General features: G+C 40.8%; 20 protein-coding genes. 10 read left to right on the top strand and 10 right to left on the bottom strand.

Features of this window, described 5'->3' with window-relative positions; translation table 11 throughout:
* Positions 1–37: 37 nt before the first annotated feature.
* The 6 genes from ACWICE_RS03950 to ACWICE_RS03925 all read right to left on the bottom strand — a co-directional run bounded on the left by ACWICE_RS03950 (position 38) and on the right by ACWICE_RS03925 (position 7,289).
* On the bottom strand, positions 38–3,334 hold the full coding sequence (locus tag ACWICE_RS03950) for a S41 family peptidase (protein ID WP_454297695.1): 3,297 nt from the start codon (positions 3,332–3,334) through the stop codon (positions 38–40).
* Between the two features lie 162 nt (positions 3,335–3,496).
* The gene (locus ACWICE_RS03945) at positions 3,497–4,234 is read right to left on the bottom strand and encodes a zinc ribbon domain-containing protein (protein ID WP_093099925.1); all 738 of its coding nucleotides are present in this window, start codon (positions 4,232–4,234) and stop codon (positions 3,497–3,499) included.
* On the bottom strand, positions 4,234–5,331 hold the full coding sequence (locus tag ACWICE_RS03940) for a Nif3-like dinuclear metal center hexameric protein (protein ID WP_185212741.1): 1,098 nt from the start codon (positions 5,329–5,331) through the stop codon (positions 4,234–4,236). The genes ACWICE_RS03945 and ACWICE_RS03940 overlap by 1 nt, the downstream gene beginning before the upstream one ends.
* Positions 5,321–5,806 (bottom strand): hypothetical protein, encoded by a 486-nt coding sequence (locus tag ACWICE_RS03935; protein ID WP_185212742.1) that lies wholly within the window; start codon positions 5,804–5,806, stop codon positions 5,321–5,323. The genes ACWICE_RS03940 and ACWICE_RS03935 overlap by 11 nt, the downstream gene beginning before the upstream one ends.
* Positions 5,807–6,556 (bottom strand): alpha/beta hydrolase, encoded by a 750-nt coding sequence (locus tag ACWICE_RS03930; protein ID WP_454297694.1) that lies wholly within the window; start codon positions 6,554–6,556, stop codon positions 5,807–5,809.
* A 19-nt stretch (positions 6,557–6,575) separates the two neighbouring features.
* A complete protein-coding gene (locus tag ACWICE_RS03925) occupies positions 6,576–7,289 on the bottom strand; it encodes an SAM-dependent methyltransferase (RefSeq protein WP_454297693.1) in 714 nt (237 codons plus the stop codon).
* 229 nt (positions 7,290–7,518) lie between these two features.
* Here ACWICE_RS03925 and apaG point away from each other — a divergent pair, with 229 nt between their 5' ends.
* The 4 genes from apaG to ACWICE_RS03905 all read left to right on the top strand — a co-directional run bounded on the left by apaG (position 7,519) and on the right by ACWICE_RS03905 (position 13,530).
* Positions 7,519–7,905 (top strand): Co2+/Mg2+ efflux protein ApaG, encoded by a 387-nt coding sequence (gene apaG, locus ACWICE_RS03920; RefSeq protein ID WP_185212745.1) that lies wholly within the window; start codon positions 7,519–7,521, stop codon positions 7,903–7,905.
* A 102-nt stretch (positions 7,906–8,007) separates the two neighbouring features.
* Positions 8,008–9,852, top strand: coding sequence for an ABC-F family ATP-binding cassette domain-containing protein (locus ACWICE_RS03915; RefSeq protein WP_454297692.1), 1,845 nt, complete (start codon positions 8,008–8,010; stop codon positions 9,850–9,852).
* 61 nt (positions 9,853–9,913) lie between these two features.
* The gene (gene mnmG, locus ACWICE_RS03910; RefSeq protein ID WP_185218600.1) at positions 9,914–11,773 is read left to right on the top strand and encodes a tRNA uridine-5-carboxymethylaminomethyl(34) synthesis enzyme MnmG; all 1,860 of its coding nucleotides are present in this window, start codon (positions 9,914–9,916) and stop codon (positions 11,771–11,773) included.
* 77 nt (positions 11,774–11,850) lie between these two features.
* Positions 11,851–13,530: an Ig-like domain-containing protein gene (locus tag ACWICE_RS03905; protein WP_454297691.1), complete on the top strand. Its 1,680-nt coding sequence runs from the start codon at positions 11,851–11,853 to the stop codon at positions 13,528–13,530.
* An 8-nt stretch (positions 13,531–13,538) separates the two neighbouring features.
* Here ACWICE_RS03905 and ACWICE_RS03900 read toward each other — a convergent pair whose 3' ends face one another.
* On the bottom strand, positions 13,539–14,051 hold the full coding sequence (locus ACWICE_RS03900) for a gamma carbonic anhydrase family protein (RefSeq protein ID WP_185212749.1): 513 nt from the start codon (positions 14,049–14,051) through the stop codon (positions 13,539–13,541).
* Positions 14,052–14,071: 20 nt separating this feature from the next.
* Entirely contained in the window at positions 14,072–15,664 is a 1,593-nt protein-coding gene (nadB, locus tag ACWICE_RS03895) for an L-aspartate oxidase (protein WP_185212750.1), read from the bottom strand.
* Between the two features lie 493 nt (positions 15,665–16,157).
* On the opposite strand from nadB, the gene nadA reads away from it, so the two are divergent.
* Together nadA and thiL are read left to right on the top strand one after the other, a co-directional pair.
* Positions 16,158–17,156 carry a quinolinate synthase NadA gene (gene nadA, locus ACWICE_RS03890; protein WP_185212751.1) on the top strand — a complete coding sequence of 333 codons (999 nt, stop codon included), beginning with the start codon at positions 16,158–16,160 and terminating at the stop codon, positions 17,154–17,156.
* Between the two features lie 7 nt (positions 17,157–17,163).
* Positions 17,164–18,210 carry a thiamine-phosphate kinase gene (thiL, locus tag ACWICE_RS03885; RefSeq protein ID WP_185218619.1) on the top strand — a complete coding sequence of 349 codons (1,047 nt, stop codon included), beginning with the start codon at positions 17,164–17,166 and terminating at the stop codon, positions 18,208–18,210.
* 312 nt (positions 18,211–18,522) lie between these two features.
* On the opposite strand, the gene ACWICE_RS03880 is transcribed toward thiL, so the two are convergent.
* Positions 18,523–20,130 carry an acyl-CoA carboxylase subunit beta gene (locus tag ACWICE_RS03880; protein ID WP_185212752.1) on the bottom strand — a complete coding sequence of 536 codons (1,608 nt, stop codon included), beginning with the start codon at positions 20,128–20,130 and terminating at the stop codon, positions 18,523–18,525.
* Between the two features lie 136 nt (positions 20,131–20,266).
* Between ACWICE_RS03880 and ACWICE_RS03875 the strand changes: the two genes are divergently transcribed.
* Genes ACWICE_RS03875 through ACWICE_RS03865 form a run of 3 tightly spaced genes read left to right on the top strand, consistent with a single transcriptional unit; the run spans position 20,267 to position 23,001 of the window.
* A complete protein-coding gene (locus tag ACWICE_RS03875; protein ID WP_185212753.1) occupies positions 20,267–21,418 on the top strand; it encodes an acyl-CoA dehydrogenase family protein in 1,152 nt (383 codons plus the stop codon).
* Positions 21,408–22,265, top strand: a complete 858-nt coding sequence (locus ACWICE_RS03870) for a beta/alpha barrel domain-containing protein (RefSeq protein ID WP_185212754.1) — start codon at positions 21,408–21,410, stop codon at positions 22,263–22,265. Before ACWICE_RS03875 ends, ACWICE_RS03870 begins: the two co-directional genes overlap by 11 nt.
* Positions 22,255–23,001 carry an enoyl-CoA hydratase/isomerase family protein gene (locus tag ACWICE_RS03865; RefSeq protein WP_454297690.1) on the top strand — a complete coding sequence of 249 codons (747 nt, stop codon included), beginning with the start codon at positions 22,255–22,257 and terminating at the stop codon, positions 22,999–23,001. The genes ACWICE_RS03870 and ACWICE_RS03865 overlap by 11 nt, the downstream gene beginning before the upstream one ends.
* Here the strand turns inward: ACWICE_RS03865 and ACWICE_RS03860 are convergent.
* Positions 22,998–23,750, bottom strand: a complete 753-nt coding sequence (locus tag ACWICE_RS03860; RefSeq protein WP_185218592.1) for a segregation and condensation protein A — start codon at positions 23,748–23,750, stop codon at positions 22,998–23,000. The genes ACWICE_RS03865 and ACWICE_RS03860 overlap by 4 nt on opposite strands.
* Positions 23,751–23,901: 151 nt before the next feature.
* Between ACWICE_RS03860 and dxs the strand changes: the two genes are divergently transcribed.
* The gene (dxs, locus tag ACWICE_RS03855; RefSeq protein ID WP_454297689.1) at positions 23,902–25,830 is read left to right on the top strand and encodes a 1-deoxy-D-xylulose-5-phosphate synthase; all 1,929 of its coding nucleotides are present in this window, start codon (positions 23,902–23,904) and stop codon (positions 25,828–25,830) included.
* Positions 25,831–26,056: the final 226 nt, after the last annotated feature.

The following is a 26,056-nucleotide window of genomic DNA, read 5'->3' as shown; positions in this document are numbered from 1 at the left end:
GAAAGCCACGAGTTACCCCCTGGCTTTCCTTCATTTTTTAATTTACCCGGATTGGATCTGCAGGCTTTTTAAGCTCTTTATACGGATAGGTTTTCATCTCCTCTAAAAGGATCTGAACAGTTCTTTCCAATTGCGGGTCTTTACCCTGTAAAAGTTCTTTCGGCATCTGCTCTACGAAAACATCAGGAGCAACACCTTCGTTTTCAATGATATAATTACCGTTAAGATCGAAGATTCCGAAGTTTGGCGAAGTAACCATTCCGCCGTCCAACAGCTGCGGATAGCCAGAAATACCGACCAAAATACCCATGGTGGTCCTTCCTACAAGCTTACCTAGCCCTTTGAACCTAAACATATATGGCATCATATCACCACCTGAACCGGCAAATTCGTTGATGATCATAGCTTTTGGACCAAAGATCCCGTTTCCAGGTGTAGTGAAGCTCTTACCATCGCGGATTCCCCAGCCTGAAATCAATTCTCTAGACAATAGATCGATGACATAATCGGCCACTGATCCTCCGCCGTTATTTCTTTCGTCCAGCAACAGGGCTTTTTTGTCCATTTGAGAGAAGTAATAGCGGTTGAAGGACACATAGCCTTCTCTGCCTGTATTTGGCATGTAGACATAGGCAATCTGTCCATTGCTTAATGAATCGACCTTTTTGCGGTTGTTTTCTACCCAGTACTGACGTCTCAGAGCGACCTCGTTTCCAAATGAAATAGGCTTAACAGTAATGTCTTTGGCTCCTGCTAAGCTAGGCTTATCATTTACCTTCAAACCAATCTGTTTGTCTACGGTGAAGTCAAATAGGCTATAGATATCCATATCTGCCGTTAATTCCTTTCCATTTACCGCCAGAATGTACATGCCTTCTTTCACACCCAAACCTGGTTCGGCAAGAGGGGCTTTGAAGGATGGGTTCCAATCCATTCTATTGTAGATTTTCTTGATCTTATAACGATTGTTGTCTATTACAAAATCTGCTCCCAATACACCTGAGCTTACAGATGGGGCGCTAGGCTCGTCTCCTGGATAGATATAGCTGTGTCCTACAACCAACTCCCCTAACATCTCGTTCAACAGATAGCTCAGGTCGGAACGGTGATTGACATAAGGAAGGAATTTTTCATACTTCGTCTTCACGGCAGCCCAATCTGCACCATGCATATTTTCTACATAGAAGAAGTCCTTTTGCATGGCCCATACTTCATTAAAGATCTGGTTCCACTCTTGTGAAGGTTCAACACGTAATTTGATATCGTCCAATTTCAGCTTACCTGCATCTCCAGCGGGCTTCTTTCCTGCCTCGACGATGTAATACCCGTCCTTGTTGCTGTAGATCATCTGCTTACCATCACTGCTGATCGAATAACCGTTTGCATTTTCTACAATGGTTTTCTCTTCCATTTTTTTCAGGTCATAAGCATATATGTTGCTTCCGCGTTTATAGATCAGCATATTTTCAACCGATCCATCAAATGCATAAGATCCTTTTGGAATGGTAAGGGCAATGATGCGATTATTGATCTGTTCAAAATCAACCTTGATCGGTTTGATAGTTTCCTTGGATTCTTCTTCTTTGGAATCATCTTTTTTGGAGCTATCCTTTTTATCTTTTTTGCTTTCCTTTTTGTCTTCTTTGTCCTTTTCTTCTTTTGAACCTTCCGTTTTCACGGTTTCCTCATCGCTTTCATTCTTGAAGATGGAAGGGGAATCGCTGGATAGGATAAAAGCATAAGGTGAATATTCGGTATCACGGTCATAAGCAGTCATGTGCAGACCTGAATTGGTTAACCCCACATTGGTACTCGCCGAGAACACCAGGTATTTACCATCTCTGGTAAAGATTGGCTGGGTAACCTCACTCATTCCGTCGGTAACCTGTTGTGTTTTCTTGGAATCCAGATTGTACATGTAAACCGCATTCTGACCATTGTTAAGGGTCTTGATATAGGCTATCCATTTCGAATCTGGTGACCAGCTGGATTGGAAATAATTATAATTACGTCCGGTATGGGACCCTAGGTAATCATCATCTACTTTGGTAACTTTCTTAGAGTCAATATCCACATAATAGAGATTTAAGTGGGAGTCTGTATAGAACAATTTCTTGCTGTCTGGCGACCAGGTCGGTTGGAAATAGAAATTACTGCTTCCTAAACTGATATAATTGGGTTCATCCATGCCCTTTTGATCACGTAGGACCAGTTCGTATTTTCCGTTCTTATCTGAAATATAAGAAACCCATTTCCCGTTTGGAGACCATGCTGGATACTTTTCATGTGAGCCTGGCGAATTTGAAATATTACGGGCATCACCTTTTTCCTTAGGCACCGAGAAGATCTCTCCTCTTGATTCAAAAAGTGCCCTTTGTCCGGTTGAGGATATTTCAAAGTTTCGGATATCTTTTTTCATATCGACATAATGTCCTCGCTTGGATAAGGCATCGGCATTGATGTTGATGGAAATCGGGTTGCTTGATTTATTGGTAGTATTCAATAAGTGCAGCTTGCCGGCCTGTTCGAAGATCAATTCATTGCCCCTTCCCTGCAATGTGCGAACATCGTAATCAGTAAAATTGGTTAATTTTTCTACCTGTTTTGATTTGACATCATAACTGAAAACATTGACAATCTTATCTCGGTCCGACAGGAAGAAAACCTTGTCGCCCAGCCAGATTGGCTTAACGTCATTGCATTTCTCGCCCGGTACGACCTGTACATCATGGCTCTGGGTATCGAAGATCCAAATCGACGGCATGCCCCCACCACGATAACGCTTAAATGCCACGCGATCCCTCTCGGTAGGATCCCCGTTCTTGATATAGGCCCAATACCTACCATCAGCAGATGGAGATCCCTGATTTGCCTCTGGCATCAGCAAGGGATAATCTACAGAACCATTGATTTTACTGCGGTATAATCTTGCTCCAAGTGAATAATTCAGTTCGCGTTGCGTCGTGAAGTAAACCTCATCGTTGGATAACCAACCCCTTAGGACGTCTGCAGATGGATGGCTCGTGACGCGCTGTGGGTCACCGCCCTGTATCGAAATTACATATACGTAGGTGTTTCCATCATAGTTTCCCGTAAAAGCTATTTTAGAGCCGTCTGGAGAAAAAACTGGGTTCTGTTCTACAGCAGGGTTGACGGTAAGTCTGCGTGCATTCTGACCGCTCTTATCGGCAATCCAGATGTCGCCCCCATAAACAAAACTGATATGGTTCTGGCTAATGCTTGGATTTCTCAACAATAAGGTCTCATTGCTATTTTGAGCAAAGCTGATTTGACTGACAGCTAATGCAAGAATGGAAAAAACATTTTTCAGCATAGTGATAAATTGGTGTGTTGGATAAAAATAGGAATTAATAGGGATAATTTGGAGCCCATGGTCTCTGGCCAATAAAATATTTCGAAGAACGTGGGATAAATTGTTTGACAATAAAAAACGCCAGCACAATGTGCTGGCGTTCGCTATATAGTTTTTTAAGGACTATGCTTCTTCAGACGCAATTTCTTCGTCAACTAAAATCCTACCGCAGTGTTCACAGATAATGATTTTCTTTCTTTGGCGAATTTCCGATTGCAATTGAGGTGGAATCTTGTTATGACAACCTGAACAGCTATCACGCTCGATAGATACCACTGCCAACCCGTTACGGAAGGACTTACGTAATTTCTTGATCACTTTAAGAAGACGATCGTCGATGTTTTTCTCTGATTTCTCTACTTCTGTAACCAATTTGTCTTCGTCTTTTTGAGTCTCCGACGTAATTGTTTCCAATTCTTGTTTTTTAGCATCCAATTCACCTTTGCTGAAATCTACATTCTTCGCTGTTGCTTCATAAGCCTCAGTTTTGTTTTTGATTTCGAACTCAGCTTCACGAATACGTTTCTCACAAACTTGAATCTCTAACCCTTGGATTTCAATCTCTTTAGAAATTGCATCGTATTCACGGTTATTTTTTACTTCGTTTAGTTGTGTCTCGTATTTTTTGATTGCTGTCTGCGCATCTTTGATCATGTTTTTGCGCTTCACAATAGAATCTTCTAATTCGTCTAGCTCATTACGAATTTTTTCGATACGTGTATCTAGACCTGCGATTTCATCTTCAAGGTCAGCTACCTCGATAGGTAGTTCTCCACGTACTTGGCGAATTTTGTCAATCTGTGTTTCGATTGATTGCCACGCCCATAAAGCTTTTAGTTTTTGTTCTACGGTTTGTTCCATTAACTGTAGTATTTTATTGGATTTGTGTCTATTTCCGTCAATAGGACAGCAAAGTTAGCAAATTTTTTCTGAATTATATCTAACAATAATTCTTGGGTAAATTGCTCACTCTCAAAATGTCCGATATCTGCAATGATTATTTCGCCTTCTGCATCAAAAAACTCATGGTATTTATAATCTGCAGTGATGAAGATATCTGCCCCCGAGCGCTTGGCATCTCCTAACAAAAAGCCCCCAGCACCACCACAAACCGCTACTCGGCTTATTTTCTTGCCCAAGGTCTTCGTGTGCCTGATGACGTTCAGCTTCATTCGGTCCTTTAGGAAAGCCAAGAATTCTGACTCCTCCATGGGCTCATCTAAATTTCCAATTACTCCTGATCCTACATAGGAAAAAGAGTTCTCAATGTTAAAGATTTGATGGGCAACCTCCTCATAGGGATGTGCGGCAAGCATGGAAACCAAGATCTTCCGCTCCGCTTGAGCCGGATAGATGACCTCAATCTTTGTTTCTTCGACACGCTCCTGGTCACCTACCTTACCAATAGCAGGATTTGCTCCATCTAATGGACGAAAAGTACCATAACCTGCTGTATTATAACTACATTGATCATAATCACCGATTGCTCCAGCGCCAGCATCAAACAATGCCTGTCTCACTTCTTCAACATTTGCCCTAGGTACATATACGACCAGTTTCTTTAACAGCCCTCCCTTTGGACGAAGGACAGCCTGGTTTTCTAATCCAAGTTTATCGGCCATCTTGCTGCTCACACCCCCAACGACATTATCTAGGTTGGTGTGGATCGCATATAGAGCAATATTGTTCTTGATTGCTTTGATTACCACTCTTTCCACGTAATTCCTTCCGGTGAACTTCTTCAGTCCGGAAAACACGATTGGATGATGAGAAATAATAAGATTGCAGCCTTTGGCAATTGCATCATCAACGACCTCTTCGGTGCAATCCAATGATATCAGGGCTTTGCTGACCTCCTGATTGGGGTCTCCGACGATCAATCCCGAGTTATCGTAGCTTTCTTGATAATTTAATGGAGCTAATTCCTCCAGATGTTCTATTACCTCTTTAATTCTCATTTCTGTTGTTTTTCTCTGCTTCCGCTTCCAACCACTTGTTGTGTTCCATCAACAATACACGGTATTGATTGATCTTAAACCAATAGGTGATGAAATAAACGAAACTAACGATCATCCCCAGTATCCTCCAAAAAAGAGGGAAAGGGAAATTATATATCAAAAATGACCAAGCATAAGTCATACCAGCCCCTAAGGAAGGGTTGTCCTCTACGGCTATCTTGCGGTCAAAAAATTCATTGTTTAGGGAATAGGAAAGCCTTCTGGCTACTTCAAAGTTCCAATAGATATTAAAAAACGGAACGACCAAAAACCAGGCTTGGTTTGGCAGGATACATTGGTTTTCTTTGGAAATCAATTTCAAGGTATTCCTCACCGTATTGGCAAAAAGTGCCCAAATAATAAGGATAACGACTACAAAAAAGATACTGATTCTTTCGATTTCGGCTGTCAATTCGGGAGAAAGTACGTCGTTCATCTATTTTTCATTATTTAATATCGTGACCAAATCTTCTAACTTGTGTATTTGCGGGTTATGGTCCGCTTCCATTTCTATTACCTTCCAATTGTATTTTCTTGCCCTCGTAGAAAAGAAGTAGAAAGAATCCTTCTCTGCCCCTCCTTGCGACGATTCGAAGGTCAGGATATAGGTTGATGGAATCTGCAGTCTCTTGGGGTTCTTGAGCTGGATGATCTCCTTTAAAGAAGCCAAAGGATGCGGAACATCCCTAGGGAATTCGGTCGTGTCCTTTACCCAAGATGGATATACATAGGTACCATCCTTACTGTTCAACAATGAACCCGCCGGATTATCCTTGAAATATGCAGCCACACTTTCGCCGTCCTCAGGAACAAAAGCATCCAGATATACCACTTTCTTGATCTTTTCAGGAATGCTGTCTGCCACCCCCGTTATCACCATTCCTCCATAACTATGGCCCATCAAAATCACCGAATCCAATCTTTCAAATAAAATAGTATTGATTACATCTTTGATGTGTGTGCTCAGATCCACTTTTGGGTTTGCAAGATGGTATCTTTCCCCTAATCCAGTCAGGTTCACCCGATAGACATTAGCTCCTAATTTTTCCAACCTCTCAGCCGTATTCTTGAACTGCCAGGATCCACCCCAAGCCCCATGCACCAAGACATAGGTCGCCTCTTGAGCCCTCAAATGGATAAAAGGGAAGCATAGAAATAGAAAGGAAATCAGGATAAGTTTTTTCATGAACTATAAAAATACAATTTTATGGAGCAAATAATAAAAATATACAAGGCTTCTTGTGTAAATCTACTGTCGTATTTTTCCAATCGGCAATACTTTGTGTGCGGATGTATTCATCCTTGCCCGTTACGTTGCAGGCTACACAGAGAAGGGTTTGTGGTTTAAGTGATTTCAGTAATTCCGAAAGCATCTGATTGTTTCTGAATGGAGTTTCGATAAAGATCTGGGTACTCCTTTCCTTATGGCTCACAAACTCCAGATCCTTGATTGCCTTTGATCTATCCCCTTTATCAATGGGGAGATAGCCTTTAAAGCTAAAATTCTGTCCGTTAAATCCCGACGCCATCAAACCCAAAAGGATCGAGCTCGGTCCTACCAAAGGAATGACCTTAATCCCTCTTTTATGGGCTTCAAAAACAACATCTGCCCCTGGATCGGCAACCCCCGGACAGCCCGCTTCTGACATAAGACCGATATCAGCTCCTTGTTCCACCGCCTTGAAAACAAGATTATAGTTAATCTTCTCTCGGCTATGTTTTCCATAATCATGGATGATCAATTCACTCTGAGGGATTTTCAAACCCGCTTCCTTTAAGAACTTTCTTGCCGTTTTTTCGTTCTCCACCACATATTCTTTGATATGATTGATGATGTCCAGATGCAACAGCGTATAGGATGCGCGGTCGGCGTGTTCAGCTAAGGGAACAGGTAGAAGATATAAATTGCCTTTTGCCATGCTACAAACCTAATCATTTGCTGATTAATTTATACAGATTTACAGACTCCATCGTTATTTATGTAATTACAATGGTGAAATTTTTTCTTACATTTTTTCAAAAAGCTATTTTGTTTGTTACTTTAATTCAAACACTTATGATTATTTTTTGTCTATTAATTGTAATTTAGGTAATGCATAATTAGGTTATTTTTGTGTAAATGATCAGAATATATATATTTGGTTGACTATGACAACACAAACAACTTCAGGAGTTAAGATTTCGGTTGAGTCGACGTATCAATCAGAATACTCAAATCCGGAAAACGAGCACTTCATGTTCGCCTACCGGATTACCATTGAGAATCTGAGTGAATACACCGTTCAATTGGTGCGTCGTCATTGGAATATTTATGATTCTATTGGCCTGAACAAGCAGGTTGATGGTGATGGAGTCGTTGGGGAACAGCCCATACTCGCACCGGGGGAAATGCACCAATATGTTTCAGGATGTAATTTAAAAAGTGACATGGGCTTTATGGAAGGATATTATGAGATGATCCGTGAAATGGACAATTCCATCTTCCATGTACATATCCCAAGATTCAATCTAATCGCTAACTACCGTCTCAACTAGACCGATATCTAGGTCAACTAACTGTATACTTTTCATATTAAAAGTTAAGTAGTAACAAATATTTAATAATTTTGTGCTTGGATAATTACGTCAAGATATCAGGTGAGTATTTTAAGCACAGAACAAGTTAGCCATTCTTATAATGATAAATGGCTTTTTACCGATCTTCATTTTGCCTTACAGAAGGGAGATCGAGTAGCATTGGTGGGAATCAACGGAACAGGAAAATCAACCTTATTGAAAATATTGGCAGAGCTTGTCATTCCTAATAAAGGTAAGGTTGTGAAAGAAAAGGGTTTGAGGGTAGGCTATCTCCCCCAAGATCCTGATTTCTCTGACCTCAAGACCATCAATGACTTTATATTCAGCGCCGACAACGAACAACAACAGTTAATCAAGGAATATGAGGAATTAATTGATAATGAGGATGTTACCTCTAAAAAATTCCTTGATGTCACTGAAAAACTGACTGCGCTCAATGCTTGGGAATATGAAAACAACATCAAGACCATCCTGAGCAGATTCCAGATAACAGATTTCGAACAACGAATAGACTCCTTGAGCGGTGGTCAGAAGAAACGTTTGGCCCTTGCCAAACTCCTGATCGATGAACCCGATATCTATATTCTGGATGAGCCGACCAACCACTTGGATATTGAAACCATTGAGTGGTTAGAAAAGTTGTTGACCACCGGTAGCAAGACCGTCCTCCTTGTTTCCCACGACCGTTACTTTTTAGATAATATCTGTACCGAGATCCGTGAGCTTGACAAAGGACAGGTCTATATCTATAAAGGAAACTATGCATACTTCTTAGAGAAGAAAGCCGAGCGGGAATCGAATGAGATCCTAGCAGCTGACAAGGCCCGAAACCTATGGCGAAAGGAATTGGACTGGATGCGAAGACAGCCCCAAGCCCGCGGTACAAAAGCAAAGGCCAGGATAGAATCTTTCTACGATCTTGAGGAAAAATCCAAGGGTCCTCGCAAGAAAGACCAGGTAGAACTGAGCATGCAGATTTCAAGACAGGGAAACAAGATCCTGGAAATTGAAGGTGCCGGTTTCTCCGTTCCGAACAAGAAGATCCTCTCCCCTTTCTCCTATACTTTCAAGAAGGCAGACCGAATTGGTTTGGCCGGAAAGAACGGTAGCGGCAAGACTACTTTCCTCAATTTGATTACCGGCAGTATCCAACCGACCGAAGGAAAACTTTCTGTCGGGGAAACGACCAAATATGGATATTACAAACAGGAAGGTCTATCCTTTAAATCGGACGAAAGAGTCCTGGACATTGTAAAGAATGTTGCGGACTATATAGAAATGAAAAACGGAGAAGTCATTACGGCTTCCCAACTATTGACAAAATTTCTCTTCCCTCCCGAGAAGCAATTTGGATTTGTCAGCAAATTGAGTGGTGGTGAAAAGAAGAGATTGCAGTTGATGCGTGTCCTGATGGCGAACCCAAACTTCTTGATTCTGGATGAGCCTTCCAATGACCTGGACATCGACACCCTGAATGTCCTGGAGGAATTCCTGGAAAATTACCCGGGTGTTTTGGTGTTGGTTTCACACGACCGTTACTTGATCGACAAGTTGACCGAACAGCTCTTCATCTTTCCTGGCAATGGTGACATCGTAATCTATAATGGTAACTATGCCGACTTTAAATTGGAACAGGAAGAGCTGAACAAGAAACCAGAAAAGAAAATTGAAAAGCCAAAGGCAGAAGAGAAGAAACAGAAGCTGAGCTTCAAGGAGCAAAAAGAATTCGAAGGGCTGGAAACAGAAATCGCCGACCTGGAAAACAAGGTCAACGACCTGACCGAAGACCTGTCGAAAACGACCGACCACGTAGAGCTCCAAAAGATAGCCGAGGAGATCGACCTGACAAAAACCACTCTCGACGAGAAGACCGAGAGATGGATGGAACTAGCAGAGTTTATATAGCGTTCCACGTGAAACTAAAATCAATAGAGGAAGAGTTTCACGTGAAACTAGAGAAAGATATATGTTTAATAAATATAATGTTATTGTAGTTGGAGCCGGCCATGCCGGATGTGAGGCGGCAGCAGCAGCTGCCAATTTAGGTTCATCGGTATTACTCATCACGATGAACATGGGTGTCATTGCCCAGATGAGCTGTAACCCCGCCATCGGCGGAGTGGCAAAAGGACAGATCGTCCGCGAGATCGATGCCATGGGTGGATACACCGGAATCATCGCCGATAAGTCTACCATCCAATTTCGCATGCTGAACAAATCAAAAGGTCCAGCGATGTGGAGCCCAAGAACCCAAAACGACAGAATGAGATTTGCTGAGGAATGGCGCCTGACACTGGAGTCCATTCCCAATCTGGATATGTGGCAAGATACCGTCAAAGAAGTCATCGTAGAAAACGGAAGAGCAAAAGGTGTAGTAACCTCAATGGGCATCCGCATCGATGCGGATGCAGTCGTCCTGACAAATGGCACCTTTCTAAATGGTGTCATCCATGTGGGCGAGAAGAAATTTGGCGGTGGTCGTACCGGTGAAAAAGCAGCAACGGGACTGACCGAACAATTGGTGTCCCTAGGTTTCGAATCAGGCAGAATGAAAACTGGAACTCCCCCACGTGTGGACGGAAGAAGTTTAAATTACTCCCTGATGGAAGAACAATGGGGAGATGATTCACGTGGAAGATTTTCCTATACCGATGTAGAAATTCCACAGGAACAAAGATGTTGTTGGATCACTTATACCAACTCAGCGGTACACGAAATCTTAAAAACAGGATTCGAAAAATCTCCGATGTTCACCGGAAGGATCAAAGGTCTCGGCCCACGATACTGCCCTTCCATCGAAGATAAAATCAACAGATTTGCAGAACGAGAAAGACACCAGATCTTCGTAGAACCTGAAGGATTCAAGACCGTAGAAATCTATGTCAACGGTTTTTCAACCTCCCTACCGGAAGATGTACAATTGAAAGCATTGCAATTGATCCCAGGATTTGAAAATGCAAAAATGTATAGACCGGGATACGCCATCGAGTATGACTACTTCCCTCCTATGCAGTTAGACTTGACCCTAGAAACACTGTCCGTAAAACACCTCTTCTTTGCTGGCCAAATCAATGGAACTACCGGCTACGAAGAAGCGGCTGCACAAGGATTCGTGGCAGGGATCAATGCACACCAAAGAATAAACGATCAGCACGAACTGATCCTAAAAAGATCGGAATCCTATATCGGAGTTTTGATCGATGACTTGGTAACAAAGGGAACAGATGAACCATATAGAATGTTCACCTCAAGAGCTGAACATAGACTCCTGCTCAGACAAGATAATGCCGATATCCGCTTGACACCAATGGCACATAAATTAGGATTGGTATCGGATGAGAGACTTGAAAAGGTCAATGCTAAAATCAAGAATTCCGATGACATTGTAGACTACCTAAAAAATAATTCTATCGGAACTTCAGAGATGAACCCTATCCTAGAAGAAAAAGGTTCAAGTCCGATTGCACAAAAATCTAGACTCTTCGGAATCTTGAGCAGACCACAGGTTGAAATCGAAGACCTCATCAAAGCCGATAAGGACTTTGCAAATTACATTGCAAACTTTGACGCCGACACCATCGAACAGGCGGAGATCAAAGTGAAATACGATAGTTACTTTGAAAAGGAAATGGAGATAGTAAGCAAGATGAAGAAAATGGAAGACAAAGAAATCAATCCTGATTTTGACTATAATTCATTAACTTCACTGTCTATTGAAGCCCGCCAAAAACTCTTGAAAGTAAAACCAAGAACTTTAGGTCAAGCTTCAAGAATTTCAGGTGTATCTCCGGCCGATATCAGTGTTTTAATGGTACATATGAGTTAATTAACTGAATATCAGTATATTACATTAATAAAATAACAAACGTAAATAAAGCGATTTAAGACATTATTTTAAATTTTATGAGTCAGGTATCCAAAAAAGATAAAAATCCGTTAAATCAACTAAAAACAGCTTTATTTAAAAATCTAATCTTTTTAGGTCTTGCTACGATCTTGGCATTGAGTTTTGTGCAATGTGCCAACATGCAAAAACCTACCGGAGGCCCAAAAGATTCTTTACCTCCAAAACTGTTGGGGGTAACCCCTCCTAACCTCTCGAAAAATTTCAAAGAGAAAGTGATCGAGATGACCTTCGATGAATTTATCAAAACGGTAAATCCGGGAAAAGAATTTAACATTTCCCCAGATGTCGAAACTCAGCCCATCTATAAGGTTAGGAAAAAAAGATTCATCATTGAACTTCCGGATTCCTTGGAAGCCAACACCACCTACACCATTAACTTTGGAAAAGGTCTGGTCGACTTCAATGAAGGTAATCCGTTCATCAATTACAATTACGTTTTTGCGACAGGGGATGAACTCGATTCCCTAAGTATCTCCGGACAGGTCAAGAATGGTTATACCAAAGACTTCAATCTGGAAAAAGACAAGGAAGTCATCGCTATCCTGATCCCAACCAGCCGAGACACCATTTTTGGAAAAAGAAAAGCTTCCTATTATACAACAGTCGACTCATCTGGAAATTTCAAGTTCAACAACCTGCGTGAAGATACCTATAGGGTATATGCACTGAAGGATATGAACAACGATAAGATCTATAACGGTAATGATGAATGGATAGGCTTTCAGCAGGACAGTATTTTCCTGAACCAGAACGTCTCGGGCATACAGCTAGAATATACAAAGGGTACTGCGCAGGTTTTCAGGAACTTAGAGAAAAAAGTAGATAATAATGGTTCGGTCCTATTGACCTTTAACAGGCCTCTGGAGGAGGGTAATATTAGGATATTATCACCTAATGAACTGGATGCCAATAAGATGGTAAGATTTAAACCTACCCAAGATACCGCTAATATCTATCTAGAAAATTTGGAATTTGATTCCCTGAAATTGGAAGTAAGCGAAAGAAATATTCCTTTGGACACTATTGACCTTAGAAAAGCTAGAAACATAAAAGTAGACAATAGCATTGTTCCAAAATTAAATATCAGCAATAAGGTAGACCGAGTAAAACACATAGAATTGAGTTCGGACTATCCCATTGCATCCATTGATAAAAATAAGGTACTGATCAAGGAAGATTCTGTTTCACGTAGAAATTTCCAATTACAACAAGATTCGGTAAATCGAGAAATGTACCACATCCGATTCAATTGGAGACCTAACAAGAACTACGAATTGGTGCTGGAGGAAGGTGCCATTTTAGGTCCATTCGACGAGACAAATAAGGAATTCAAATCGCAGTTTACCCTGAATGAAACCGAGAATTACGGGGACATCAATCTAACCTTCACAGGTCTGAAGGATAATACAGATTATTTGGTGGAACTGATCGATGAAAGCAAGGAAAAACTATTTGATAAACGCCCTCTCCCACCCGACCATGTCTTACGATATATTAAATATCCAGGCGGTAAATACAGCATAAGGCTGATTGAGGATAGCAATAAAAATGGTAAATGGGATGCTGGCGATGTCTATCAAAAAAGACAGGCAGAACCCATCTGGTATTTAGATCGAACATTTACGATACGGGCAAACTGGGAACAGAATGAAACCATAGATGTATCATTCAAATAAAACCCAAATTACTCCGTAAACCAAGACGAATAAAGCACGTAATTGTGCGGTAATTTTTTCAATAGATTAAGCTGCTCCTCCGTGAGCGGCTTAATTTTTTTAGCTGGAACTCCAGCATAAAGATAACCAGACTCACAAACCATATTCTCCAATACCACCGCACCTGCAGCAATAATGACGTTCGATTGAATGTGGGCCCTGTCCATCACGATTGCCCCCATACCTATCAACACATAATCATCTATGACACAACCATGTACAATAGCGTTATGACCGATATTAACATAGTTACCAACATCTGTCCCATTCTTTTCATAGGTCCCATGTATGGTTACATTATCCTGTATGTTAGAATAATCCCCGATCTTGATATAGTTCACATCGCCCCGTACCACAGCATTGAACCAAACCGAACAATGTGAACCGATCGTCACATCACCAACAATGGTACAATTAGGCGCTATAAAGCTGTTTTCTTCAATGATGGGGTATTTGTCCTTAACAGGTAATATCGTGGCCATAAAGCGTTTAAAACTTAAAATTAAAGAATGGTATCTTCCAGTACATCAGCATGCTTAGGATAATCCGTGGTATAGTGCAGTCCCCTGCTCTCTTTGCGCTGCATAGCTGATTTTACAACAAGATAAGCTATCTGAATAACGTTTCGCAGCTCACAAAGTTTAACGGAAAGCTTGGTATTCTTATAGAAAGCCTCTGTTTCCTCATGTAGCAATCCCAAACGTCTCATGGCCCTTTCCAGACGGAAATCCGAACGTACGATCCCTACATAATCACTCATTAACTTTTGTGTTTCACGTAGATTGTGCGTCACCAGGATATCTTCATTTAATAACTGGGTATTGGATTCATCCCAAGAGGGTACATGATCCTGAAAATCAATGCTATCAATATGTTTACTCGCATCCTGGAAAATTCTATGGGCATACACAGCAGCCTCAAGTAAAGAATTGGAAGCCAAACGGTTAGCGCCATGAAGTCCCGTTGAAGAACATTCTCCACAGGCATAAAGGTTATTGATAGAGGTTGCACCGTATTCATCAACCATGATTCCTCCACATAGATAATGTGCTGCAGGAGTAACTGGAATCAGGTCTTTGGTCATATCCAGACCAATGGAAAGACATTTCTCGTAAATATTTGGAAAATGCGATAAAATATCTGATTTAGAGCGATGTCTGATATCTAAATAGACATAATCAAGACCCGATTTTTTCATTTCTGAATCGATCGCACGGGCTACGATATCCCGTGGAGCCAAGGATCCTCTTTCATCATATTCCTCCATAAAAGACTCACCATTAACCCTTTTCAAAATTCCGCCGAAACCACGTACAGCTTCAGAGATCAGGAATGCAGGATATTCTTTAGGATTATATAAGGCAGTTGGATGGAATTGGATAAATTCCATATTCCTAACTTTTCCCTTAGCCCGATACACCATAGCAATTCCGTCACCTGTCGCAATAGTCGGATTAGTAGTGGTGGAATAGATATGCCCCGCACCGCCTGTGGCCATCAGGGTAATTTTGGAAAGTATCTTTTCAACATGTCCCGTTTCGGTGTTAAAGGCATAGATACCGAAACATTTGATATCTTCCGTACGTTTATCCACATGTACACCCAAATGATGTTGAGTAATCAGGTCAACGGCAAAATAATGCGTCAACATCTCTATATTAGGTTCAGCATGTACTTTTTCTAAAAGAGCACGTTCAATCTCATAGCCCGTAATGTCCTTATAATGAAGGATTCTATGTTCAGAATGTCCACCTTCCCTGGCCAGGTCATATTCTCCAGAATCCTCACGATCAAAGGTAGTACCGTAAGAAATAAGCTCCGCAATACGTTCCGGACCTTCTTTCACCACGTTTTCCACAACATGTGCATCACATAATCCATCTCCCGCTATTAAGGTATCTTCAATGTGTTTATCAAAGCTATCCCCTTCATCCGTGACTACAGCTACTCCACCCTGTGCATATTTCGTATTCGACTCATCCTCATTGGCTTTCGTCACGATAAGTACTTTTCCAAGCTTCGCAGCTTTAAGTGCAAAACTCAATCCGGCGATACCCGAACCTATTATCAAAAAATCAACTTTTCTATCCAGCATTGAATGTATATTGTAGATGCTACGGTTAATTACTACTGAACCAACAAATTAACAAAATATGTGCAAAACGTGTAAATAACTCGTGAATTAAAATGTAAAACTTCTTATGTTTCCACAATACTAGCAATTTTCACACATCTATTACCAAAATATTAAGACAATATCACCGAAATATTAACATCTTACACACAACTATCATTTCACAAAAAAATATGCAAAAAATAAAAGCTGAAAAAAGACAGTATTGAAAATCAGCACTTAACCCTTCCCAACCTGTGGATAAGTTGTGAATAACTATAGAACATCCACTAAAAAAAATAAAAATCACCTGAATTATCCCCATTTTCCACAGACTAATAAACAACAAGATTCTTCTTTAAAAAAAAGATTATTATTTATTGAAAAAAGGGAATGTGGATTTCGTTTCGTTTTCTTTCTTTACTTTTGTGATGTTAGAAAGTCAAACAGGCAGGAATCAACTTAGAAAAACCAAATGAATACAACATTTGAAACAGACTTAGTGGCTAAGGGATATATTGATGTGGCAATAGATCCTAACCTAGATTTGGTCAAAGAAATTGAAAGACTTAAAAAGGAAAAGAATGCGGTTATCTTAGCGCATTACTACCAAGAGTCTGAAATACAAGATATAGCAGATTATATTGGGGATAGTCTAGGTCTATCTCAACAAGCAGCTAAAACAGATGCGGATGTCATCGTTTTTGCCGGTGTACATTTCATGGCAGAAACGGCTAAAATCTTATCGCCTTCCAAAAAGGTCCTTTTACCAGATTTGAAAGCAGGATGTTCATTATCAGATAGTTGCCCTCCACATTTGTTTGCTAAATTCAAAGAGAAATATCCGGATCATTTAGTGATTACCTATGTGAACTGTACTGCTGAATTGAAGGCTCTTTCAGATATCGTATGTACCTCCAGCAATGCCGTACAGATCGTGGAAAGCCTTCCAGCCGATCAAAAGATCATTTTCGGTCCAGATCGCAACCTAGGGGATTACGTGAAGAAAAAAACAGGTCGTGACCTTGTCCTTTGGAATGGTGCCTGTATGGTCCACGAGATTTTCTCCCAAGAAAAAATCGATGCCCTGCGTGCTGAGTATCCAGATGCAAAATTCATCGCCCATCCAGAATGTGAAGACCATATCCTGGCGCAAGCCGATTATATAGGTTCTACTTCTGGGATGTTGAAATATACCATCGAGGATCCAACCGACACTTATATCGTAGCAACTGAATCTGGAATTTTGCACCAAATGCAAAAGGCCAGTCCTTCGAAAACATTTATCCCTGCTCCTCCAAACAATTTATGTGCTTGTAATGATTGCCCGCACATGAAATTGAATACCTTAGAGAAGCTATATAACTGCCTGTACTACGAACAACCAGAAATTACATTAGATGAAGATATCATTCAACGTGCGCAAAAACCTATTGAACGCATGCTTGAACTTTCCGCAAAACTAGGATTATAACATGAGCATATTTGAAAATAGCGATAGAACCAACCTAAACGAAATTGGTGAATTTGGTCTGATCAATCACCTGACCCAATCTGTAGTATTGACCCAACCCAGTTCTGTTAAAGGGATTGGTGACGATGCTGCCGTATTGGATTTTTCCAATAAGAAAACGTTGATTTCCACCGATCTATTATTGGAAAATGTACATTTTGACCTACGCTATGTTCCGCTTAAACACTTGGGATACAAAGCTATACAAGTTAATTTGAGTGATATTTATGCCATGAATGGAATCGCTAGCCAAGTGACCATTTCCATTGGATTATCTTCTAAGTTTCCCCTGGAAGCCGTTGAAGAAATATATGAGGGTGCACTGTTGGCTTGCCAGAACTACAATGTAGACCTGATTGGTGGTGATACCAGTACCTCAACCCAAGGCTTGGTGATCTCCGTGACCAGTATTGGCTATGCCGAAACGGATAACATAGCTTACCGTTCCGCTGCTAAAGAAGGTGACCTGATCTGTGTATCCGGTGATCTGGGTGGTGCTTATGTAGGTTTACAACTCCTAGAAAGAGAAAAACAGATTTTCTTGGAAAACCCTAATATACAGCCTGATCTGGAAGGAAAGGATTATATTATCGAGCGTCAATTGAGACCTGAGGCAAGAAAGGATATCGTTGAATTACTGGCTGCTTTAGCTGTTAAGCCTCATGCGATGATCGATGTTTCTGATGGTTTGGCTTCGGAGATATTACACATCTGTAAAGCTTCCAATGTAGGTTGTAAATTATATGAAGAAAAGATCCCTATCGATCCAATGACCTATGAAACTGCCCGTGAATTTGGTCTGGATCCTACGGTATGTGCTTTGAGTGGTGGAGAGGATTACGAATTACTGTTTACTGTACCGCAAAGTGACTATGATAAGCTGAAAAACAATATGGAAATCAGCATTATCGGTCATATTACTGAGGCTGCCGAAGGATGTACCATGGTTTCTAAATCGGGTAATGTACATGAAATCAAAGCCCAAGGTTGGAATGCCTTTGGAAATCAAGAATAAGCATAAAATTCTTTATTAAAATATTGTAGAAAGAGCCATTTTAAATGGCTCTTTCTTTTTATGATTATCCTGTTTTGACCTTACTCTCATTCGAGACACATTGCGAATTTTCGCAATGTGTCTCGAATGAGAGTAAAAGGAAGTCCCTAAAAACTGCTCTATTCGAACAGAAACACATTTATTAAAAATTTTATAGATTATGGAATTTTCAGGTACTGTACAGTGGCTTTATAGGAAAAGAAAAAGGAAAGCTTTGTTATGATAAACAAAGCTTTCCTTTTATAATTTGATGATTTAGACAATCGCTTACCGCTAAGTTTGGATCACGCCAACATTGTATTTTCCGATCTCTGTATTATGCGATGCAGCTTCTATACCCATGGAAATAATTTTTCTGGTATCGGCTGGATCGATCACTCCATCTACCCATAATCTGGAGGCTGCATAATAAGGGCTCAATTGCTCATTATAGGTCTTTTCGATATCCTGTAAAAGCTTGTTTTTGTCCGCTTCACTCAGGCTGATATTCTTTGATTTTAAGGCTGCTTCTTGGATCTGCAACAAAGTTTTACCTGCAGATGCACCGCTCATTACCGCTATTTTGGCGGTAGGCCATGCATAGATCAATCGAGGATCATAAGCTTTGCCACACATCGCGTAATTACCTGCTCCATAGCTATTTCCTACCATAAACGTGAATTTTGGCACTACGGAATTGGCCATGGCATTCACCATTTTAGCACCATCCTTGATAATTCCACCATGCTCTGCCCTGGAACCCACCATAAAACCGGTGATGTCCTGAAAGAATAGCAATGGTATTTTCTGTTGGTTACAGTTCATGATAAAACGGGCTGCCTTATCAGCTGAATCTGAATAGATCACTCCACCCATCTGCATTTCTGTTGAACCTCCAGGTTTCTTGGCCTTAACCACTTCCCGTTGATTGGCCACTATGCCTACTGCCCATCCATCTACCCGAGCCAAGGCACAGATCAAAGTCTTGCCATAATCTGCTTTATATTCTTCTAAAGAACCACTATCGACTATACATTTCAAGATTTCAACCATATTATAGGGTTTCAATCTATCTTCAGGCATATAATCATAGAGTTTTTCCATCGGATATTCTGGCTCCTTCGCTTCTATCCTTGAATATTGATAGGTAGGTTCAGAACCGAATTTATCCACTATATTTTTGATGGCATCCAAGCAACTCTCATCATTCGGATATTTATTGTCGGTAACACCTGAAATTTCACAATGCGTATCTGCTCCGCCTAAGGACTCATTATCAATGACTTCTCCAATGGATGATTTCACCAAGTAAGATCCTGCTAAAAATACAGATCCGGTACCTTCGACAATCAGTGCATAATCAGACATGATGGGCAAATAGGCACCACCAGCCACACAAGAACCCATAATGGCAGAAATCTGGGGGATACCCATGGAAGAAAGTTTGGCATTATTTCTAAAGATCCTTCCAAAATGCTCTTTATCAGGGAATATTTCAGCTTGCATAGGTAGAAAGACACCGGCAGAATCGACCAAATAGATAATGGGAATATGGTTTTCCATGGCTATTTCCTGGGCTCTGAGATTTTTCTTACAGGTCATCGGAAACCAGGCTCCGGCCTTGACCGTAGCATCATTTGATACAATCACACATAACCTATTCTTAACATAGCCCAAGACCACGACTACCCCAGCATTCGGGCAACCACCATGTTCTTCGTACTGCCCATCGGCAGCAAAGACACCAATCTCGGTGAAATCCCTATCTTCATCTAATAGGTATAGGACCCGTTCCCAAGCCGATAATTTTCCTTTTTCGTGTTGTTTTTGGATTTTGTCCAAGCCTCCACCTAACAGTAGTTTTTCTCTTTTCCTTTGGAGTTCTTCTAATTGGCCTCGCATAGCTTTATTGAAATAATGTAATTTATTAGGTTCTGAAATATTAAATTATTATAAATATCATAAAATATTATTTGTTTTTTATAATATTTGTAAGAAACATTTGTAACCCAAATATAAACTTAATTAAAATAATATTATGTATAACCTCGGTTCTAAAGAAGAATTGACACTAGTTAGAGAGAGTGCCCGTAATTTTGCAAATGCCTATATAAAACCTCATGTGATGAAGTGGGATGAGGCTCAAATTTTCCCTGTTGAACTATTCAAAAATTTAGGTGATCATGGTTTCATGGGCATCTTGGTTCCTGAAGAATATGGTGGATCTGGACTGAACTACCAAGAATATATTACCATTTTAGATGAGATTTCAAAAGTATGTGGTTCTATTGGTCTATCGGTGGCTGCCCATAATTCATTGTGTACCAATCATATCCTAAGTTTTGCCAATGAAGAGCAGAAAAGAAAATACCTTCCGAAACTGGCTAAGGCAGAATGGATTGGCGCATGGGGATTGACAGAGCCGGGCTCTGGTTCTGATGCTGGGGGCATGAATACCACAGCGGTACAAGACGGAGATTATTTCATCTTAAACGGAGATAAAACCTTTATTACCCATGCCATTTCTGGTGATGTAGCTGTAGTTATGGCTAGGACGGGTGAAAAGGGCGATAAAAAAGGAATTTCTGCTTTTATCGTAGAAAAAGGAATGGAAGGTTTTTCCGCTGGAGCGAAGATGGATAAATTGGGAATGCGTGCCTCTGAAACAGGTTCTTTATTTTTCGATAATTGCCGCATCCATAAGGATCAATTGATCGGTGAAATAGGTGATGGTTTTGTGCAGGCCCTGAAATTATTGGATGGAGGTAGGATATCAATTGCCGCCCTATCCTTGGGAATAGCGAGAGGTGCCTATGAATGTGCATTGAAATATGCCAATGAAAGGGAACAATTCCAGACTAAAATTTTTGATTTTCAAGCGGTTGGTTTTAATTTAGCGGATATGGCTACGAAAATTACTGCTTCTGAACTATTGATCAGACAAGCGGGTGATTTGAAAGATCATGGTCAAAAAGTGACCAAAGAAGGCGCCATGGCTAAATTATATGCTTCGGAAACGGCTGTTGAGGTATCAAACGATGCTGTACAGATTCTTGGTGGTTATGGATTTACCAAGGATTTTCCTGCTGAAAAGTACTTTAGGGACGCTAAATTATGTACTATTGGTGAAGGAACAAGCTCTATCCAACGCATGGTCATTGCAAGGGAGATAAAAAAAGATGTACAATAAAGAACAGGTAACCCTAGTGGATTGCCCTCGAGATGCCATTCAAGGTATCCTTTATCAGATTCCAACTGAAAAGAAAATTGCTTATATCAATCAGTTGATAAAAAGCCAGGTCTTTGATTGCATAGACTTTGGGAGCTTTGTTTCGCCAAAGGCGGTTCCGCAATTGAGTGATACGCAAGCTGTATTGGAAGGCCTAGAAAAGGATGATCAGGTAAAGCTATTGGCCATCATCGCGAATAAAAGAGGTGCTGAAATAGGTTCCGAAATGGAGAAAATTGACTATTTAGGTTATCCTTTCTCCATTTCGGAAACCTTTCAGAAAAAGAACACCAACGCCAGTATTGCGCAGGCCTATGAAGCTGTCAAGGAAATCTTGGGTATCATGGGCAGAAATGAAAAACAGGAGTTGGTCGTCTATATATCCATGGCATTTGGTAATCCTTATGGTGACCATTGGGACATGGATCTGGTTTCGGAATGGATATATAACCTGAATGCCATTGGTGTAAGGAACTTCTCTATTGCTGATACCACTTCTGAGGCTACTCCAGATAGCATCAAGGACCTGTTCCATAAAATTACAAAGGAATTTACGGATATTCCTTTCAGTGCGCATTTCCATTCGCCGATCGAGAGTGCCCTATTGAAAGTAGACGCGGCTTATTCGGCGGGATGCAGACGCTTTGAAGGAGCTGTTTTAGGTTATGGAGGCTGTCCATTTGCCAAAGATGAGCTGGTTGGAAATATTCCTTCGGAATTGTTAGTGGATCGGTTCAATAAAGCTAACTTTGATACAATGTCTGGACTGATGCAGGGATTTCAAAATTTGATCAAACATGAATTATAAATTCATTCAAACCGAAATAAAGGAACATGTTTTTACCTTGACCTTGGATAGGGAAGCTAAGCGCAATGCTTTTACCCCTACCACAGTCAATGAGGTGGCCCATGCCCTAGAGGAAGCGGAAGCCAATGATCAGGTCCATGTATTGGTTCTAAGGGCAAATGGCCCTGTATTTTGTGCCGGAATGGACCTCAAGACCTATCAAAATCCGGAATTGGATAGTCCTAATCCTGCTATCGTTAATATGGAACGTTCCTTGGGCGAGATCTTTGATCAGTTCAGTAAGCCATCAATAGCTATCGTTGAAGGCGATGTCATCGCCGGAGGTTTTCTCTATATCTTGGGCTGTACCTATGTATTTGCGAAAAAAGAACTGAATTTTAGGTTGCCGGAAATTGCTCTGGGCATCTTTCCTTTCCAGGTGATGGCTGGCTTGAAGAGGATCAAGTCTGAAAAGCAGATTTTGCAATTATGTTTTGACCCAAGCCCTTTCCAGACCGATAAGGCTATAGAACTGGGATTGGTCGACGGCTATTTGGAACCGGATAAAATTGATGATTTGATTGCTTCCTTTGCTGATAAGAGCATTTATGCCATGCAGGCAGGGATGAAGGCCTTAAAGGCTATCCGTGACATGGAGTCTGATAAGCAGTATGCCTTTCTCCTGGAGTCTCTGCAGAACCTAAAGGATAGGGATGAAGTGAAGAAATTTATGGCAGAAAGGCTCAATAAGAACTAAGAGACCTTCTTTTCTATCCAGAAATTATTGAATCCAAGGCCTACTTCTATATCCAGTAGTTTTTGTTGCAACATCTCCAAGATGGCCAAGAAATTATAGACAAACTGTACCTTGTTTTCAGAATTCTTTGCCAATGCTGAAAAATCCATTGATTTATTGATCTCAATTAATTCAGCGATCGCTTTTTTCTGTTGTTCTATGCTATAGGGGTATTTCACTACGGTATGCGTGACATCCTGTACGCGATGGGAAAAATTGAACATCACCCTTTCGTAGACCAACATCAGTTTATATAGGTCAAAGCTGGAAAGTTCCTCATCTATGGTCTGAGCCTTGGCTTCACGTGCTATCTTCAGGTCGATTTCGGTATTTCCCCTTTCATAAAATTTGGACCTACGGTCCTCCAGATCTTTCAGCTCTTCGCAGATTTCCTTGAATTGCTTGTACAGGACAAGCTTTTGGACTAATTCCTTTTTCAGGTCGATCTCGTTTTCATTCTCATCCAGTTCAGGACGTGGAAGCAGCATTTTAGCCTTGATGCGCATCAAGGTCGAGGCAACAAAGATAAATTCAGAGGCTAATTCTATGTTCAGGGACTGCATATGTTGGATATAGGCCAAGAAATCATCTGTGATCTTGGAGATAGGAATATCATGGATATTCAATTCATCCCTTTCAATAAAGAATAGCAAAAGGTCAAAGGGTCCTTCGAACTGTGCCAGTTTAATCTCGTAGTTTGTCGCGTCCATAGAATATGCTCAAAAATAAGGATTTGCTTGTATAAAAAGATGGAATTCATTCGAATAAAGCAAAACAATGCAGCAGATTAAATTGTATATATATTCCATAGTTAAAAGAATAAATTGTTACTTTGTATCTTATTTCGAAATTTTTTCATTTATGCAGGTAGAAGCAGGACCGCTATTACAAAAAATTCAATTTCCATCTGATCTTCGAAATTTGAAGGAATCGGAACTTGAAGAGGTTTGTAAAGAGCTGAGACAGTTTATCATCGATATCGTTTCTGTAAACGGCGGACATTTTGCAGCTAGTTTAGGTGTAGTGGAACTTACCGTAGCGTTGCATTATGCATTGAATACTCCTTATGACCAGGTCATTTTTGATGTCGGTCATCAGGCTTATGGACACAAGATACTGACGGGTAGAAGGGAAGAATTCCATACGAACCGTATTTTAGGCGGGCTTTCTGGATTTCCTAAACGTGGTGAAAGTGAATACGATGCTTTTGGTGTAGGACACTCCTCCACTTCCATTTCTGCTGCTTTGGGAATGGCAGTTGCCTCTGCATATAAGGGTGAAACCGATAGGCAGCATGTTGCTGTAATCGGTGATGGTGCCTTGACCGGCGGCATGGCCTTTGAAGCATTGAACCATGCTGGGATCGAAAAGTCAAATCTATTGGTTATTCTGAACGACAACTGTATGTCCATTGACCCGAACGTAGGGGCGATGAAAGAATACCTGACCAGTATTACCACTTCAAAAAGTTACAATCGATTTAGGGATGATTTGGTGTCCGTATTGGAGAAGATTTCCAAGAAGGGTCCAAATGCTTATGGCTGGGCTAAAAAGCTCGAGCAGAGCATTAAAGGTACCTTGTTGAAGAACTCTAACCTATTTGAATCCCTAAACTTTAGATATTTTGGTCCTGTTGATGGACATGACGTCAATAAATTGGTGAAAACCATCGAGGATCTGAAGCATATCAATGGTCCTAAGTTGTTGCATGTGGTTACCGTAAAGGGTAAAGGCTATGCATTGGCAGAAAAGGACCAAACAAAATGGCATGCTCCCGGTCTTTTTGACAAGATCACCGGAGAAATCAAGAAATCTATTTCTGAGAAACCCCAACCACCGAAATACCAAGATGTATTTGGTCATTCATTGGTGGAATTGGCGGAAACAAACGATAAGATCATGGGGATTACTCCGGCTATGCCGAGTGGATCTTCTATGAACATCATGATGAAGGCAATGCCGGATAGGGCATTTGATGTGGGCATTGCGGAACAGCATGCTGTTACATTCAGTGCAGGCCTTGCCGCTCAAGGTTTGGTTCCTTTCTGTAATATCTATTCATCTTTTATGCAAAGGGCTTACGATCAGGTTATCCACGATGTAGCCTTGCAGAAGCTGAATGTGGTCTTCTGTTTGGATAGAGCCGGTTTGGTGGGTGCTGACGGCCCTACGCACCATGGTGCTTACGATATTGCGTTCATGCGCTGTGTTCCTAATATGGTCTTGGCTTCGCCAATGAACGAAGAGGAACTGCGGAACCTGATGTACACGGCTCAATTGCCGGATCAAGGCCCCTTTACCATCCGCTACCCTCGTGGCAATGGCGTGATGCCGGATTGGAAGCTTCCGTTTAAGGAAATTCCGATCGGTAAAGGCAGAAAGATCTGTGATGGTGAAGAAATAGCTATATTATCTTTCGGCCATATTGGTAATGAAGCCAGTAAGGCAATCTTGAAACTACGTGAAGATGGTATCCATCCCGCACACTATGATATGCGGTTTGCAAAACCTCTTGATGAAGCTTTGTTACACGAAGTATTTAAAAAGTATAGCAAAGTGATTACCGTAGAGGACGGTTGTTTGCCGGGCGGGATTGGATCTGCAACCCTAGAGTTTATGGCAGACCATCATTACGAAGCTCAGGTGGTACGTTTGGGAATCCCAGATGGTATTGTGGAGCACGGTGAGCAAGCAGAGTTATGGCATATATGTGGGTATGATGCTGCTGGAATTGAGGCTCAGGTTAGGAAATTAACAAAAGGCATAAAAACCGAAACTTTGGTAGGATAATTGCTCTATTAGAGCAGGTATTTCAAAGACAATCAAGCGTCTATAAGAGGAAGCCCACAGGCTTCCTTTTTTATTAAAAGTTTTCCACATTAATTTTTTCTTGCTTAATTTTTGCTTTAAAAACTCCTATAAATAGGGTATCAAAATATATGTGTTAATAAAATAATTTTGCACTAATATTTTGGACAAAATATGCTAAAAATTACAATTAAAATGTTGTTTTTTA

Source organism: Sphingobacterium sp. NPDC055346 (assembly GCF_053645235.1).
The sequence above is the reverse complement of the archived record's forward strand: the minus strand, read 5'-3'. Positions and strand labels throughout refer to the sequence as shown.